The following is a 14,793-nucleotide window of genomic DNA, read 5'->3' as shown; positions in this document are numbered from 1 at the left end:
GAACTGGACCCGCCTATGCTGGCGTTTATTGTCGAGACGGCGAGCATAACAAATCTGAACTTTTGAACACGCCACAAATGCACTCCCGTGGGAACTGCCGCAGTGCTTATGCGAAAGGCCACCTCTATCGGTAAGAGCTTGCCTGGCGATCTTTTGATTTTCATAAGGTCGCAAGGAGTGCTGGCCACACACAAAGACCCTATTGCGAGACACGCTCACCCTGCAGATTTGGGATGCGCCTCAAATCATGCGCAGGACGAGCCTGTCTCGCGATAGGGTCTTGCCGTGTCAGCTCTGCCAGCCACCCCCCAGCGCGCCATACAACCCGACCAGCGACAACGACACTTGCGCCGTGCTGTCGACCAGTGCCGCCTGGTTGGCCAGCAGCGCGTTTTGCACGGTCAATACGTTGAGAAAGTCCACAGTGCCCTGCGCGTATTGCTGATGAACGCTGTCGAGTGCCCGCTGGCTGTGCTCCACCGCCTGTTGCAGGCTGTCACGGCGGCGCTGATTGGCCTGGTACGCCACCAGCGCGTCATCCACTTCATGCCAGGCGCGCAATACGGTTTTCTGGTAACCAATCCCGGCTTCCTGTTGACGGCCTTCCTGCAATTGCAGTGCTCCTTGCAAGCGCCCTCCTTCAAACAGTGGCACGCTCACGCCCGGACCCAAGGCAAAACTGCGCGAACTCCAACTGCCCAGATCCGACAATTGCAGCGCTTGGAAGCCCACGTTGCCGGACAAGGTAATGCGGGGGTAAAAGTCCGCTTGCGCAATCCCAATCGACGCCGTTGCCGCATGCAACCGGGCTTGCGCCAGACGAATATCCGGGCGTCGTTGTGCCAGTTCGCTAGGCAAGCCAATCGGCACTGTCGCGCTATACGCTGGGACAACCGCGGGCGTGCTCAATTGTTGTTGCAAGGCCCTGGGTTCGCGGGCCAATAACAAACTCAGGGCATTGATCAATTGCGCGCTGTGCTGTTGCAGCGGCGCCAGTCGCGCTTGAATTTCTGCAACCTGAGCCGCCGCTTCCGAGACTTCCAAGTCAGTGGCCACTCCTTCTTCAAGCTGTAATCGAGTCAGCTCTAGGCTGCGCCGGGCGATTTGCAGGTTCTGCTGGACCACTGCCAAACCCTGCTGAGTGCTGCGCAGTTCGATGTAGTCCTGGGCGGTCTGCACAATCACCAACAGTTGCACCGCGTGACGATCTTCTGCGGCCATTTGCACGGTGGCATCGGCAACTTCAACGGAACGTTTGACCCGGCCCCACAGGTCTGCCTCCCAACTAATGCCAAGCCCACCGTTCCACAGGTTATACGCCTGCTTGCCGCTATTGCCCGACGGGTCACTCAAGCCACGCTGACTGTTGCGACTGCGGCTGTAACCCGCCGCGCCATCAACCGTTGGCAGTTCCTCGGCCGCCACTTGACGACGCATAGCGCGGCTTTGCTCAAGCCGGCTGGCCGCCAGTTGTAGATCAAAATTTCGGGTCTGGGCTTCGCGTACCAGCGCTGACAATTGCGCATCGGCAAAGCTGTCCCACCAACGCACGTCGACCGCCGACTCGTTGGTGCCACTGTGCCCGGCTTCGCTTGGCGTCGGCGCCCAACGATTGGCCAATGGGTTATCGGGGGCCTTAAAATCCGGGCCCATCACGCAACCGCTCAGGCTCAACACGCTGAAGCAGGCCACCGCGCTGGCAAAAAATGTGCGGTTCATCGTGCGCTGACCTGTTGCCCAGACATGTCTGTGGTATCGACAGACGCATCCACCGACATGCCCAAGCGCAACTGCCGGGTCAACGGCTGGTTGGCGTCCAAGGTGATCTTGACCGGGATACGCTGCACTACCTTGGTGAAGTTACCCGTGGCGTTATCTGGGGCAATGGCCGAAAAAGTCACCCCCGTGGCTGGTGCAATACTGTCAATGGTGCCGTGCAGGCTTTCGCCGGGGAAGGTATCGACCTTCACCGTGACCCGCTGCCCCGGACTCATGTGCGTCAGTTGATGCTCAAGAAAGTTGGCCACCACATACGCCTTGGCCAGTGGTACCACGGCCAGCAGCGTGTCGCCCGGTTTGACGTAAGCCCCTTGGCGTAAGCTGCGACGACCGACTACCCCGTCAAACGGCGCCACCAGTTGGGTGTACGACAAGTCCAGTTCGGCCCGGGCCTGCAGGGCTTGGGCATGTTGCACGGAAGCCTGGGCGGCCGTGCTTTCGGCAGCCAGCACGTGGGTTTGCTGACGAGCGGCTTCGAGTGCGGCTTTGTGCTGCGCCAATTGCGCACGCGCGGTCTGCGAGCGGTTCTTGGCCTGCTGCGAGTTTTGCAGCGTGCCTGCGCCTTGCCCGGCCAAATGCTGGTAACGCTGCAACTCGTGCTCGGCAAACTCCACTTGCGCCAAGTCCGCGTCGACTGTGGCCTTGGCCTGCTCGATCAATGAGCGCTGACGCTCCAGCATCGCTTGTGCATTGACCAGTTGCGCTTGCGCTGTGGCCACACTCGCCTGCGCTGCTTGCACACTGGCCTGATAATCTTGCGGATCAATGCGCGCCAGCAACTGCCCGGCCTTAACTGGCTGGTTGTCTTGCACCAGCACCTCGTCAATAAAACCCGCGACTTTCGGTGCGATCAACGTGAAATCGGCACTCACAAACGCATCATTGGTGCGTTGCTGTGCACTGCTGGCAAAGACCAGGTGCCAAAGCCCGTACAGCACCGCCAGAGCCAATACACCAGACCCTACGATCAATAAAGGCTTGCGCCCGTTAGTTGTACTCATTTCACTGCTCCAACAGGTGTTCCCGGCGGATAAATCCGCGTCGGGCCAAAAGGAATAATTACGATCAATAAAAGCGCCAGACCGGCCATGCACAGGTACAAGTCTGACGAGGTCAGTACCATTGCCTGCTGGTGTACCCGGTGCGCCAAGTCTGCGCTGGCGGTAACCAACGGCGAGTTGCCGATGCGATCAACCAGCGTCATGGAGTGGAAGTGCTCACGATTGACCGTCAACACTTGCAACACGCTGCCTGCCGCCACCGCCGAGAAACCTTTAACGGTGTTGAACCATGCCGAGGCAAACGGCCCATCGGCCGGGCTCAAACCGCCCGTGGCCAACATCAACAGCGGGATGACGGCCATCGGCTGGGCGATGACTTGAATGGCCTGCAAACCGTAAAAGTTTTCGCGACTCCACACCGACGTCACTTGCGAGCCGATCACACAGGCCAGCGCTAGCAGCCCCAAGCCAATGGCTAACACCCAGCGGCAATCGACCCAGCGCAGGTTGCACAGTGCAACCACCAACGGCAGCGCAATTAATTGCGGCACAGCCACCATCAGCATCACCGGCGCAGTCTCCAGCGGGCGATACCCCTGAATCTCGGCCAGGTAGCTGGAGGGAATTTTGATCACCGCCAGCAGCACAAATAGCACCCCGGCCAACGTCAGCAAGGCGTGGGACAGGTTGCGAATTTTCAGCAACTGCAACTTGAAGAACGGCAGCGGATGCGACCACTCATTGATAAAAAACAGCACCAGTAAAGCCAGGCCGCCGACGATAAAGATGCGGATCATTTCGGACTCGAACCAGTTAAGCCGCTGCCCCAGTTCAAGGCCCAGCACCAGCATCACCAAACCGGGTAAACCGAGCAGCAGCCCGCGCCAGTCGAACTGCTTAAAGCGCTCCAGACGCAAAGGATCTTGCGGCAAGCCCCACGCCACGCAGGCCATGGCCAACAGACTCAGCGGGATGACCTGCCAGAACGCCCATTGCCAACCGGCGTATTCCACCCACCAGGCCGACAACGGCGTGCCAAAGCTGGGGCCAAAGGTTGCAGTGAGCGCGTAGCTGCCTAACCCGTAAAGACGGATGTTCGGCGGCAAAAAACGCAGCGCGACCGACATCAGCATCGGCGGCAAAGCGCCCCCGGCAAACCCTTGCAGGGTACGCAGCAGCATCAACACAGAGACGTTAGGCGCCAGCGGACACAGGATGCCCAGCAGCACGAATGCGCCAATCGCACACAGCGTGAAACGGCGCAGCGAAAACGTTGCCGCACACCACGGCGCAAACGCCATAGCACTGATTGATGTGGCGGAATACACCGCCAGCAACCACGTGCTTTCGTCATAGCCGATGCCCATCGCGCCGCGAATATCGGGCATCGCCACTTTGGTGACATTTTCGTTAAAGCCGGACACCAGTACCGCCAGCAACACCCCGAGCAGGCCGGTAAAAATCCGCACGCCGAATGCCGTGCTGCTGGCTGGCGCTGCGACCGGCGCAGCAGCGTTCACCGAACCGGCGGCCAGCGACGTCACACCCGGACTCCCGTCACCCCATCACGCACACACTTAAAACGCCGATACATGGCCAACTCCGTCTTCTCACTAGATGACAAAAAGTTTAACCACGCGCCAATGCTATAAAAATTGATAAATAGCTAACTGTGGAGTGCGTTAAACGCAATCCACAATCAGGCGACAGTGTTATCGCAGAAGGTTTTGAGGGTGCGGCGTAACCAGCGGTGGGCATGGTCATTGTCCAGGCGCGGGTGCCAGGCCTGGGTTATTTCAACCGGCTGCAACGTGATCGGCAACTCGAATGCGCGCAACTTGAGGCCCATGGGTTCCAGCGTTTTGAGCAATAACTGTGGCATTAACGGCAAGATCAAATCTGAGTTGGCCAAGGCAAAAATGGCTGAATAGAAAGTAGGTGTTGTGAACGAGACCCGACGTTCAAGGCCAATTTCGGTCAGTTGTGTATCAATCGGCCCGCGAGCACGGCCCCGTCGCGACACACTGATGTGGTCATAACTCACAAACCGTGGCGCAGTGATGGGCTGATCAAAAATCGGATGGTCTTCACGTGCCAGCCCCACAAAAGGACAGGTAAACAACTTTTGCACTTTGATATCGGCCCCAGAAGGCTTGGTAGCACCAATGGCCAGGTCAATCCGGCCCTCACTCAGCGCTGCATCATCGGTATAGCCTTCGGGCACGACCCGCAGCGATGCCTTAGGCATTTCCAGGGCCATCTGCTGGCGTAAAGCCCCACCATACACGCCGAAGAACACATCATTGGCGCGAATGCTGAACGTGCGATCCAGCGAACGCAAATCACTGTCCTGACTTTGCGTGAACACCCCGTGTGCCAGCTCAACCACTCCCCGCACCTGCTCACGCAATTCCAACGCTCTGGGAGTCGGCACTAGCCCGCGTCCTGAACGCACCAGAATCGGGTCATTGAGCACCTCGCGAATGCGCGTCAAGGTGCGGCTCATGGCCGGTGCGCTGAGGTTCATGCGCCGGGCAGCGCCCACCACCGAACCTTCTTCGAGCAAGACATTCAAGGCAACCAATAAATTCAAGTCAGGTATGTGCATGGGCGAAAGGTTAGCGTTTAACGTCGGGAGTGGCTAGACGCGGCTATCGACCGGCTTCGCACATACGCACCATTGTTGCGCAACAGGTAAAACTGTTTCGCATACGATTAGCTAGCTAACTAAACGTTGTACGGGTAGATTGCCCCTGTCAGGTAGATGCCTGACGCTCTCTTTGGTTGAGATTTTTGGCCATTACCGGATCCCCATGATGGTAATGGCCTTTTTTATGTCTGCCGCCTTGAAAGGCCCTCAGTGCCGTCAATTCCCTCGTCAATGCAGCAATGTTGCTCACCTAAGCGCTGGGCACGGCCAACGGCAAAAGCGCGATAAGGGCTTCCTTACCCCATCGAATCCCAGTCAAACGTATAAGGCGCGCCAATCACATGACCGCCGACCAACGCCGTGCATTCGGCTTCTGACAGGCTGGTCGGGGCCATGGCCAACTGTTCTTTTTTGAGGCTCTCGGGGTGCTGGCGCCAGCGCTCTAACGCTTCAGCCAGCAGCTCGGGCTGCCGCGCATAAAGGCCGTATACATCGGCGGCGCTGAGGACGGTGCCTTTTAACAAGAGTAACCGTTCGCGCGTCACCTTGACCCTATTAGCCTCACGCAGGAGCGCTTGGCCGGTCTTTTTATGGCTGATGATTCCAGGGTCAAGTTCATGCCGTATGTAGTGCTCGTGCTCGAGTAGATTCTGTTGAGTCAATTTCAGGGCTTGATCAATCCGTTCATATTCATACGCTGTCACGATCGAACGTTTGGCCTCCAGGGCTTCTTGCCAACGTCGCAGCGCCGCCCAGCACGCGGGTACATAACCACCGACCAATGTATGGTTAGACCCGTTCATGACTTGTTCCCAAAAGTCAGCGCGCTGCGGCAAGCCGTTTTCTTGCGCCACCGCGAGCGTGCACACCGCTTGATCTGTAAGCACCTCACAACTGGGTGCCCACAAAATGTGCGACAGTTCGTCGGCGCTGAAACTCACGGGCATAAAGTGCTGCAACGTCCCGTGATGGGTGTAGGGAAAGGCATTCGGGTCGACCATACCCACCACGTAACTGCTCATGGCGAACAGCGCAATACCGTCGTAGTCTGCAAAGGCCTCACGCAATGTTCGGGTGGGCCTGAACTTCATCCACGCGCTGGGCACACTGGGCACCGGGTCGTTATGGTTCACCGTGCGGTAATGCACCAGGCTTTTGGCGCCTTCGGCAAAGTCCGAATCGCCAGCACGCGGGGCACCGTAGGTGTAGAGCAAAAGGTCGTAACTATCTGACCTGCGGCGCAGCATCTCGGCCACCAGCAATGCAATTGCCCCGCCCAGGCTGTGGCCACAGATGACAAGTTTTTGCCCGGCGTAGAATTTATCCAGGTATGCCACTGCAAATCTGTAGACCTGCCGGGCAGCCTCATAAAACCCGCGGTGAACCTTGCCGGCGCCCTCCATAAAGGGCACTTGGAACGCATCCGCATCGCGTAATCCGTCCGGCAAGAACTCGCTGGTGCCTCGTACAGCGAGCAGTATCAGTTCGCGGTTATGGGTGATAAACGCTTGGGTGTCGGTGTCGACTTCTTGGCCTCTGTCATCGAGAAAATGCAGAATTGCCGGGTTTTCCTGGTCGAGTTCCTGACTCGGTTGATTGATGGGGTACAACTCGGGGTCAAAGGGCACAATTTCCAATCGCTGGGAATACGGCACGTCTTCATACAGCGGGTAGTAAGCATGGGGTTGCGTGGAGTCAACCCGCCAGATTTCCTTGAACGTGGCCAGCGCATCCCCAAACCAGTTACCCATGCTGGGGATCATCGGAAAACTGACCCTTGGAGCATTGACCGGGTGCTCGTCAGGGTCCTGCCCAAAAGGGCAATAACTCAGGGTGGCCATCAACGCCAGTTGATAGAGATTGAGTGCGCAGAATGCAGCGTCCATAGACAGCAGGGGCCTTAAAGCCCGTAACGGGCGAACCTGCATCACCGTGTGTCTGCTGCCAAAGATGCGCACGCCGTGTTTTACCGGATTTCTCATGGCTTCCATGATTTTCATGATCCCCTCACTGGGAGGGAAATACGCGTCGACCTTTGGCGGCAAGTGCGAGGTGTGCTCAACCAGGTGCCTGACTTCCACTTGGATAAAGTCCGTGTCCTTAACCGTTTCGAATGGATTGTCTTGTGTACGTGCGCCATCTTTATTGACGAAACGTGTGGACTCGGCCCTGACTTGAAGTTCGGTAATTTTAAGAGGGTAATGGTCTCTAGCCATTAAGAAAACATACTCTTTGCTACCACCGGCATAGCCTTGCTTAAATTCCAGCGCTATAGGCCCTGCGTAATGGTTATTCACCTCACCTGTGCCGGTACTGTCCAGAACGCCAGAATATTTAAACCCTTCAAAGTCTGTAACTTCATAAATCAGTCCAGCATAAGGCTCACCGCCTCCCATTTCATTAACTAGCTGAAAGGTTGTTCGCTTACCTCCTACCGGACAGGTAAACATACGACCTTCCAAGTTTAAAGTTTGATACGCATTAGTCTGTTTCATTAATCGCTTTCCTTACGCGGCGTACAGTCGGGATACACCGTGCACCTACGACCATCTACCATCACAAAGTCGGTAAATTTAGGCGGTGTTGTGCAGAGTTCTTCATTAGGCGTATCCCAACGCCCGGTACACGGGCGCCAACCTTCTGGGGTCTTGAGCCAGAAGCCTTTAAAATACGGCCTGTCTTGTGCCGCCCACGTGAGTTTCAGCTTTACGGTTTTACCCGCCAGTTGTTCAAAGGTGTAAGCCCCAGTCGGCACTTGATTTTCCAAAACACCTTGGGCATTGATATTTTTGCAACTGAGGAGTTTTCTGAGTATTCGAGGCTTGCCAGATGTTCGAAATAATGACTGACACTGCCCTTCAACAAGCGTCACTCCTGCAGCATCAAAAGGTTTATTCCACAGCGTGTAACCGTCGTTTTTTTCATCTCGCAAAAAAACAAACGCTTTATCGACACCAAAGTCTCCGCTTTCTTTCCCATAGACCGAGTACATTTTTAGTTGCACACTGCGCATGATTAACGGGCAATCATTGATCGTACGCTTTAGTTTTATTTCAATAGACGGCGCGTACTCTTCCCACCATCTATAGTTATACACAGTTGCCTTGTTATCTTTGCGTGCCACCGTGCACGTTTCACCGGGCGCGGGAATGTAATTCACCACGGCTTTATATTTAAAGCCCGGCGGCATGTCGACGATAAAGTTAAAGGTATTTGGCTCCATAAAACTGCACCCACTCATCAAACCAGCACCTGCTATCAGCAGGAATACGCTAATCAAACGGTGTAAAGAGGCATTAAACATTCATTAATCCTTTACTCGCTTTTGCGCAGCTTTAAAGATCAGGACGGTAACGAACGCAGGTATTTTTTTATGTAGGAATCATCCTTAATTTCTCAAGGAAATGAGCCTTACCATTGGATGAGCACACAGGGTTGCGCGTGAGCGCAGGGTGCGATGTTTCAAGATCAAAAACGTCGAGATTCCAGCGTGCTTCAGAAGCCAATGTGGTGGTCCGTCCCGAGGTGAACTACGCTGCCTGCGCAATCCACCACGGCGATTGGGGGCTCTATGCAGTTGGGTAAAAAGATTTCCAATCTGGAACAACTGGCCTGTCGGTACTACCGCTGGATTCATGCCACTCGCATCAGCTTGGCGTTTCTGGTCACCTTCGTGGTTATTCGTTACTTCAAGCTCGACGATGCATCGTGGGCCCTGATCACCATGCTGATCGTGATGGGGCCGCAGCCTTATTGGGGCAATGTGTTCGCGCGGGCCTTGCAACGTACTGGCGGAACCGTGCTGGGGGCGCTTTCGGGGCTGGTGGCGCTGTATCTGGAGACGTTTTCGTTCCCTGCCATGCTGCTGTGGTGCGCAATTATGATGTTCGTCGCCGGTTATCTGACCCTCGGCAAGCACCCGTATATGGCCTTGCTGATCGGTTCAACCCTGGCCGTGGTCAGTTGCTCACCACCCAACGACATGGAGTCGGCCATTTTGCGCAGTGCCTATGTGCTGGCCGGGTCGCTGCTCGCGATGCTTTACACGAGCATCTATCCGCAACGCGCCTATACCGACTTACGCATCAAGTTCAGCCAGAGCCTGCACAAGCTCAATGGACTCTATGCAGCCTACTTCTCACCCCAGACGCTGGAACGGCCAAACCTTGAAGATCAATTAAAAAATGAACTGGACGCGGTTATTAAGTTACGCAGTTACATCGCCCCGGCCAGTAACGAAAGTAACTTGAAGCCTGCTGTGTTTGAGTCGTTGCAAACGCTGCACCGCAATCTGGTAACGACGTTCTCACTGATGGTCGATGCGTATTGGTCTTCGGCAGCGAGTCATAAGCTGATTGAGAATGAGCCCGCCTTGCGCGATGTTCGGCGCTTAATTCCACAAGCCCTAGAGTCGCTCCAAAACAAGCTGTGCCTGGGTATTGGTAACAACGAAATCAGCGGCCAATTGCGCCAGACCACTCGCGACCTTAAAGAATTGGCCTTGCAGTGCATCAACGGGAAAAACGCCGAAACGCCATTTTATGCCTATGTATGGTTGAGTCTGGAAATGCTCAGGCAACTCATCGAGCTAAATGATCAGTTGCATGCAGCCCTTTACCAGACACACAAACATCTGTTTAAAAAAACGACTGACACTGACAAAAAATAACCCTATGACGGTCAAAATGCTTACGGCTTTAAGGATCGACCCTACAAAAAACCCTCTACTTAAATGAAATATCGCACTAAAGATGAAGAATTTTGAACAGCGGACCCAGGTTCTTTCTCGAAGGAATAGGCTTATAACGTTGTAATCACCTCGCCATAAAAATCATAGGTCTTTGTATTAATTGATTTTTTATAAAAACAACAGCCCGCAACCGCTTGCACACACCTGACCCGCCCGCTAAAACATCCTGCCTCTTCGGCTCACCGGTTGAAAATTATGGTCTAGGCTCTGATCGCGCCCGTCTTAATGGACTTGAACGGTTGAGCCTATGAAACGTACAAGCACCGCCTCCGCGGCCCGCCCCAAGCACCCAGCGGACTTGCTTTCCCCTTCGAAAAATCAACTGGCAATCAACCAGCGAGCGCTTTCGCGTGGGCGTAATCGACCCGGTTGTCAGGCGCAGGCTTGAGCCCTGACCGGCACTCAAAATACTCATGTTTACCGCACTGTAGATAGGAGGGCTTATGCAGCTCACCCCGAGAGAAATCGACAAACTGATGATTTACACCTTGTCGGACGTGGCATTACGCCGCAAGGCTCGTGGCTTGAAGTTGAACTACCCAGAGGCTGTTTCAATTATCACCGTGACGGCACTGGAAGGCGCACGGGACGGGAAGACGGTTGAAGATGTGATGACAGAGGCCAGCAAAGTGCTGACCAAGGACGATGTCATGGAAGGCGTCAGCGACCTTATTCCAAACGTTCAGGTTGAAGCGATTTTCACCGACGGCAGCCGCTTGGTCACGGTCCACGACCCGATCAAATAACGGCCTGCAGTAGCCGGTTAACGCAAACAGACCCGTTTTGAGGAATCAGTAATGAGCACCAAAAAAACCGCTGCCCCTGCCGCTCCTGCCAGCCCGCACCAGGACACACACCCGGATCACCACATCCCGCATGCGAAAAACCCCGGTGGCGTGCAAAAAGGCAGTGAAGATAACGTGCCGCTGGGTGGCACCATTTATGCCAGCTCGCCGATCAGCTTCAACGAAGACCGCCCGGTGACCAAGGTTAAAGTCCGTAACACCGGTGACCGCCCGATTCAGATCGGTTCGCACTTTCACTTCTTTGAAGTCAACCGCGCCCTCGAATTCGACCGAACGGCCGCCTTTGGCAAACGCCTGAACATCACCGCCACCACCGCGATTCGCTTTGAGCCAGGCGATGAAATCGAAGTGTCACTCATCCCTTACGGCGGCAAGCAAACCCTCTACGGTTTCAACAACCTGGTGGATGGCTGGGCCCCCGACAAAACCGTCAGCGGTCACGAACGTCCGGAAAAACTGCAAGCCATTCAGCGCGCAATTGAGCACGGCTTCAAGTTCTCCAAGAAGAACCAGTAGCCCCCAAGCCAATCATGCACTTACAGACTTTGCACCCGCGCCGTTGAGTCATTGACGCCAGTGCGGCATTAGAAAAGGAGCCACCGATGCCAACTATTTCACGCAAAGAATACGCCGGCCTGTTTGGGCCTACCACGGGCGACAAAATCCGCCTGGGCGACACCAACCTGTTTGTCGAAATTGAAAAGGACTTGCGCGGTTACGGCGAAGAGTCGGTCTACGGCGGAGGCAAATCCCTGCGCGATGGCATGGGTGCCGATAACACCCTGACCCGCGACAACGGCGTACTTGACCTCGTGATCACCAACGTCACGATCATCGACCCGATTCAGGGCGTGATCAAAGCCGACGTGGGTATTCGTGACGGCAAAATTTGTGGCATAGGCAAAAGCGGCAACCCCGGGATCATGACCGGCGTGACCAATAACATGGTGGTCGGCGTAAGCACCGACGCCATCTCGGGCGAGCATTTGATTCTGACCGCTGCCGGGATCGACACCCACATTCACCTGATCTCGCCCCAACAGGCCTATCACGGGCTGTCCAACGGCATCACCACCTTCTTCGGCGGCGGTATCGGACCAACCGATGGCACCAACGGCACCACCGTGACCGCAGGCCCGTGGAACATTCGTGCAATGTTGCGCTCGTTGGAAGGCTTGCCGATCAACGTCGGCATGCTCGGTAAAGGCAACTCTTTTGGCCGTGACCCACTGGTTGAACAAATCATTGCCGGTGTGGCCGGGCTTAAGGTTCACGAAGACTGGGGCGCAACCTCCAACGCCCTGCGTCACGCGCTGCGTACAGCCGATGAGATGGACGTACAAGTCTCGGTGCACACCGACAGCCTCAATGAATGCGGTTACGTTGAAGACACCATTGATGCCTTTGAAGGCCGCACCATTCACACCTTCCACACCGAAGGTGCGGGCGGCGGTCACGCCCCGGACATCATCAAGGTGGCCAGCCAGCTCAACGTGCTACCGAGTTCGACCAACCCGACCCTGCCCTACGGCATCAACAGCCAGGCCGAGTTGTTCGACATGATCATGGTCTGTCACAACCTCAACCCGAACGTGCCTGCCGACGTGTCGTTTGCCGAAAGCCGCGTGCGCCCAGAAACCATCGCTGCCGAAAACGTGCTGCAAGACATGGGCGTTATTTCTATGTTTTCCAGCGACTCCCAAGCCATGGGCCGAGTGGGTGAAAACTGGCTACGGGTGATGCAAACCGCCCATGCCATGAAAGCCTCACGCGGCAAATTGCCCGAAGACAGCGCCGAAAACGACAACTTCCGCGTGCTGCGCTACGTGGCAAAAATCACCATTAACCCGGCGATTGCTCAAGGTGTGAGCCATGTTCTGGGCTCGGTCGAAGTGGGCAAAATGGCCGACTTGGTGCTCTGGGACCCGCGTTTCTTTGGCGCCAAGCCAAAAATGGTGATCAAGGGCGGCATGATCAACTGGGCCGCCATGGGTGATCCAAACGCCTCGCTGCCAACCCCGCAGCCGGTCTATTACCGCCCGATGTTCGGGGCGTTCGGCAAAACCCTGCAAGACACCTGCGTGACCTTTGTCTCGCAAGCCGCGCTGGAAGACGGGGTCAAGGAAAAAGCTGGGCTGGATCGTCAGGTCATGGCCGTTCGCAACTGCCGCACCATCTCCAAAAAGGACCTGGTGCGCAATGACCAGACGCCGAAGATCGAAGTTAACCCTGAGACCTTCGAAGTGAAGGTCGACGGCGTGCACGCGACGTGCAAACCCATTGACGTCGCCAGCATGAACCAACGTTATTTCTTTGGCTAAACAACACATTTCTGTGGGAGCAAGCGTGCTCGATAACTTGTGATGTTTAGAAGATCGCGAGCACGCTCGCTCCAACAGGGGTTAGAAAGGAGTTGTAACGTGATTTTGATTGAACACATTTTGGGCAATGCCAAGAAAGACCCGATCTGGAAGCAAAAGCTCGCAAGTGCCAACGTCGACTTATTGATTCTTGACCAGCGCGAAGCACAAAAAAGCCGTTGCCGACGCACCAGTGTTAGCGGGCTAGATCTGGGCATCTCTCTGGAACGCAATGTGGTGCTGTCTGACGGCGACGTATTGATGTGGGACGAAAAGACCAACAGCGCCGTGGTGGTTCAGTTAAACCTGCGCGACGTGATGGTAATTGACCTCAAGGAGCTGAAACAGCAGCCCCTGGATGTGCTGATCAAGACCAGCTTTGAACTCGGCCATGCACTGGGCAACCAGCACTGGAAAGCCGTGACCAAGAACAATGAGGTGTATATCCCGCTCACCGTGGAAACCAAGATGATGGACTCGGTAATGCGTACCCATGGCTTTGAGCACCTGCCGTACGCCTTTATCAGCGGGGCCGCCGTGCTGCCCAACCTCACCACCTCTGAAGCCCGCCTGCTGTTTGGCGGCGCCGAAGAAACCGGCACCCACGTTCACGTGGCCAGCCCGCAAGACAAACTAGAAGCCGCAGCCCTACAGATAAAAGGCCAGCACCGTCATGACCCGCACAGTCACAGCCATGACCACGGCCATACGTTTCACAGTCACGATCACAAGCACTAACCCCGGCAAAAGGCGCTTTGGATGAACGCATCAGATCTAATTCGCATCATGCAATTTGGCGACTCGGTATTGCCGGTCGGTGCCTTTTCGTTCTCGAACGGTGTGGAATCGGCCATTCAAACAGGCATCGTCCACGATGTCGCGACCCTCAAGGGGTTCGTCCTCACCGCGCTCAAACAGGCCGCCAGTTGTGACGGCATGGGCGTCGTCGCTGCACACCGGGCAGCCGTGGCCGACGACCGCGAAGGCATTTTGCGCGCCGACTGGGCGGTGAATAACCGCAAGCTCAACGAAGAAAGTCGGCTGATGGCCACACGCATGGGCAAAAAACTCGCGGAAATGTCGATTCACGTCGTCGAGAAACCCTTGGTGCGCTGGTGGCTAGAGCAAATCAAGGCTGGAAATGCCGCAGGCACTTACCCAGTGACCCAAGCCGTGGTCATGTCTACCCAGGGCATTGGCGCCCGTGAAGTGGTGGTGATGCACCAGTACGGTGTGGCCATGACCATCCTCAGCGCGGCGATGCGCCTGATGCGGGTCACCCACCTCGATACACAGCACATTTTGTTCGAACTCAATCACGACATTGAAGCGTTCTGTGACATCGCCGAAATCGGCGACATCAATCAAATGTCGTCGTACGTGCCCATCGTCGACGTACTGGCTGCGGTGCACGTCAAAGCTCATGTGCGTCTGTTTATGAACTGAT

Annotated in this window: 12 protein-coding genes; 6 read left to right on the top strand and 6 right to left on the bottom strand. The window is 55.8% G+C overall.

Features of this window, described 5'->3' with window-relative positions; all coding sequences use genetic code 11:
* Nucleotides 1–288 precede the first annotated feature (288 nt).
* The 6 genes from B347_RS0112260 to B347_RS0112235 all read right to left on the bottom strand — a co-directional run bounded on the left by B347_RS0112260 (nt 289) and on the right by B347_RS0112235 (nt 8,734).
* Nucleotides 289–1,719: an efflux transporter outer membrane subunit gene (locus B347_RS0112260; protein ID WP_019409992.1), complete on the bottom strand. Its 1,431-nt coding sequence runs from the start codon at nt 1,717–1,719 to the stop codon at nt 289–291.
* Nucleotides 1,716–2,780 carry an HlyD family secretion protein gene (locus B347_RS0112255; protein ID WP_019409991.1) on the bottom strand — a complete coding sequence of 355 codons (1,065 nt, stop codon included), beginning with the start codon at nt 2,778–2,780 and terminating at the stop codon, nt 1,716–1,718. The genes B347_RS0112260 and B347_RS0112255 overlap by 4 nt, the downstream gene beginning before the upstream one ends.
* Complete coding sequence (locus B347_RS0112250; protein ID WP_019409990.1) at nt 2,777–4,324, bottom strand: MFS transporter; 1,548 nt, start codon at nt 4,322–4,324, stop codon at nt 2,777–2,779. The genes B347_RS0112255 and B347_RS0112250 overlap by 4 nt, the downstream gene beginning before the upstream one ends.
* Nucleotides 4,325–4,479: 155 nt before the next feature.
* Entirely contained in the window at nt 4,480–5,388 is a 909-nt protein-coding gene (locus tag B347_RS0112245; RefSeq protein ID WP_019409989.1) for a LysR family transcriptional regulator, read from the bottom strand.
* 338 nt (nt 5,389–5,726) lie between these two features.
* Nucleotides 5,727–7,925 (bottom strand): lipase family protein, encoded by a 2,199-nt coding sequence (locus B347_RS0112240; RefSeq protein WP_019409988.1) that lies wholly within the window; start codon nt 7,923–7,925, stop codon nt 5,727–5,729.
* The gene (locus B347_RS0112235) at nt 7,925–8,734 is read right to left on the bottom strand and encodes a hypothetical protein (protein ID WP_019409987.1); all 810 of its coding nucleotides are present in this window, start codon (nt 8,732–8,734) and stop codon (nt 7,925–7,927) included. Before B347_RS0112235 ends, B347_RS0112240 begins: the two co-directional genes overlap by 1 nt.
* Before the next feature lie 267 nt (nt 8,735–9,001).
* On the opposite strand from B347_RS0112235, the gene B347_RS0112230 reads away from it, so the two are divergent.
* The 6 genes from B347_RS0112230 (at nt 9,002) to B347_RS0112205 (ending at nt 14,792) form a co-directional block, all read left to right on the top strand.
* On the top strand, nt 9,002–10,099 hold the full coding sequence (locus B347_RS0112230) for an FUSC family protein (RefSeq protein ID WP_019409986.1): 1,098 nt from the start codon (nt 9,002–9,004) through the stop codon (nt 10,097–10,099).
* A 524-nt stretch (nt 10,100–10,623) separates the two neighbouring features.
* Nucleotides 10,624–10,926, top strand: a complete 303-nt coding sequence (locus B347_RS0112225; RefSeq protein WP_019409985.1) for an urease subunit gamma — start codon at nt 10,624–10,626, stop codon at nt 10,924–10,926.
* A gap of 51 nt (nt 10,927–10,977) precedes the next feature.
* Nucleotides 10,978–11,502, top strand: a complete 525-nt coding sequence (locus B347_RS0112220) for an urease subunit beta (protein ID WP_019409984.1) — start codon at nt 10,978–10,980, stop codon at nt 11,500–11,502.
* Between the two features lie 86 nt (nt 11,503–11,588).
* Nucleotides 11,589–13,307, top strand: a complete 1,719-nt coding sequence (locus B347_RS0112215) for an urease subunit alpha (RefSeq protein WP_019409983.1) — start codon at nt 11,589–11,591, stop codon at nt 13,305–13,307.
* 99 nt (nt 13,308–13,406) lie between these two features.
* A complete protein-coding gene (gene ureE / locus B347_RS0112210; RefSeq protein ID WP_019409982.1) occupies nt 13,407–14,084 on the top strand; it encodes an urease accessory protein UreE in 678 nt (225 codons plus the stop codon).
* 21 nt (nt 14,085–14,105) lie between these two features.
* Complete coding sequence (locus B347_RS0112205; protein WP_019409981.1) at nt 14,106–14,792, top strand: urease accessory protein UreF; 687 nt, start codon at nt 14,106–14,108, stop codon at nt 14,790–14,792.
* Nucleotide 14,793 lies beyond the last annotated feature (1 nt).

The organism is Pseudomonas psychrophila HA-4 (assembly GCF_000282975.1).
In the GTDB taxonomy this organism is placed as follows: Bacteria; Pseudomonadota; Gammaproteobacteria; order Pseudomonadales; family Pseudomonadaceae; genus Aquipseudomonas; species Aquipseudomonas psychrophila_A.
The sequence above is the reverse complement of the archived record's forward strand: the minus strand, read 5'-3'. Positions and strand labels throughout refer to the sequence as shown.

Coding starts and splice junctions, on each gene's coding strand:
- B347_RS0112230 (WP_019409986.1), top strand. CDS start 9,002: ATGCAGTTGGGTAAAAAGATTTCCAATCTGGAACAACTGGCCTGTCGG.
- B347_RS0112235 (WP_019409987.1), bottom strand. CDS start 8,734: ATGTTTAATGCCTCTTTACACCGTTTGATTAGCGTATTCCTGCTGATA.
- B347_RS0112225 (WP_019409985.1), top strand. CDS start 10,624: ATGCAGCTCACCCCGAGAGAAATCGACAAACTGATGATTTACACCTTG.
- B347_RS0112245 (WP_019409989.1), bottom strand. CDS start 5,388: ATGCACATACCTGACTTGAATTTATTGGTTGCCTTGAATGTCTTGCTC.
- B347_RS0112205 (WP_019409981.1), top strand. CDS start 14,106: ATGAACGCATCAGATCTAATTCGCATCATGCAATTTGGCGACTCGGTA.
- B347_RS0112240 (WP_019409988.1), bottom strand. CDS start 7,925: ATGAAACAGACTAATGCGTATCAAACTTTAAACTTGGAAGGTCGTATG.
- B347_RS0112260 (WP_019409992.1), bottom strand. CDS start 1,719: ATGAACCGCACATTTTTTGCCAGCGCGGTGGCCTGCTTCAGCGTGTTG.
- B347_RS0112215 (WP_019409983.1), top strand. CDS start 11,589: ATGCCAACTATTTCACGCAAAGAATACGCCGGCCTGTTTGGGCCTACC.
- B347_RS0112220 (WP_019409984.1), top strand. CDS start 10,978: ATGAGCACCAAAAAAACCGCTGCCCCTGCCGCTCCTGCCAGCCCGCAC.
- B347_RS0112255 (WP_019409991.1), bottom strand. CDS start 2,780: ATGAGTACAACTAACGGGCGCAAGCCTTTATTGATCGTAGGGTCTGGT.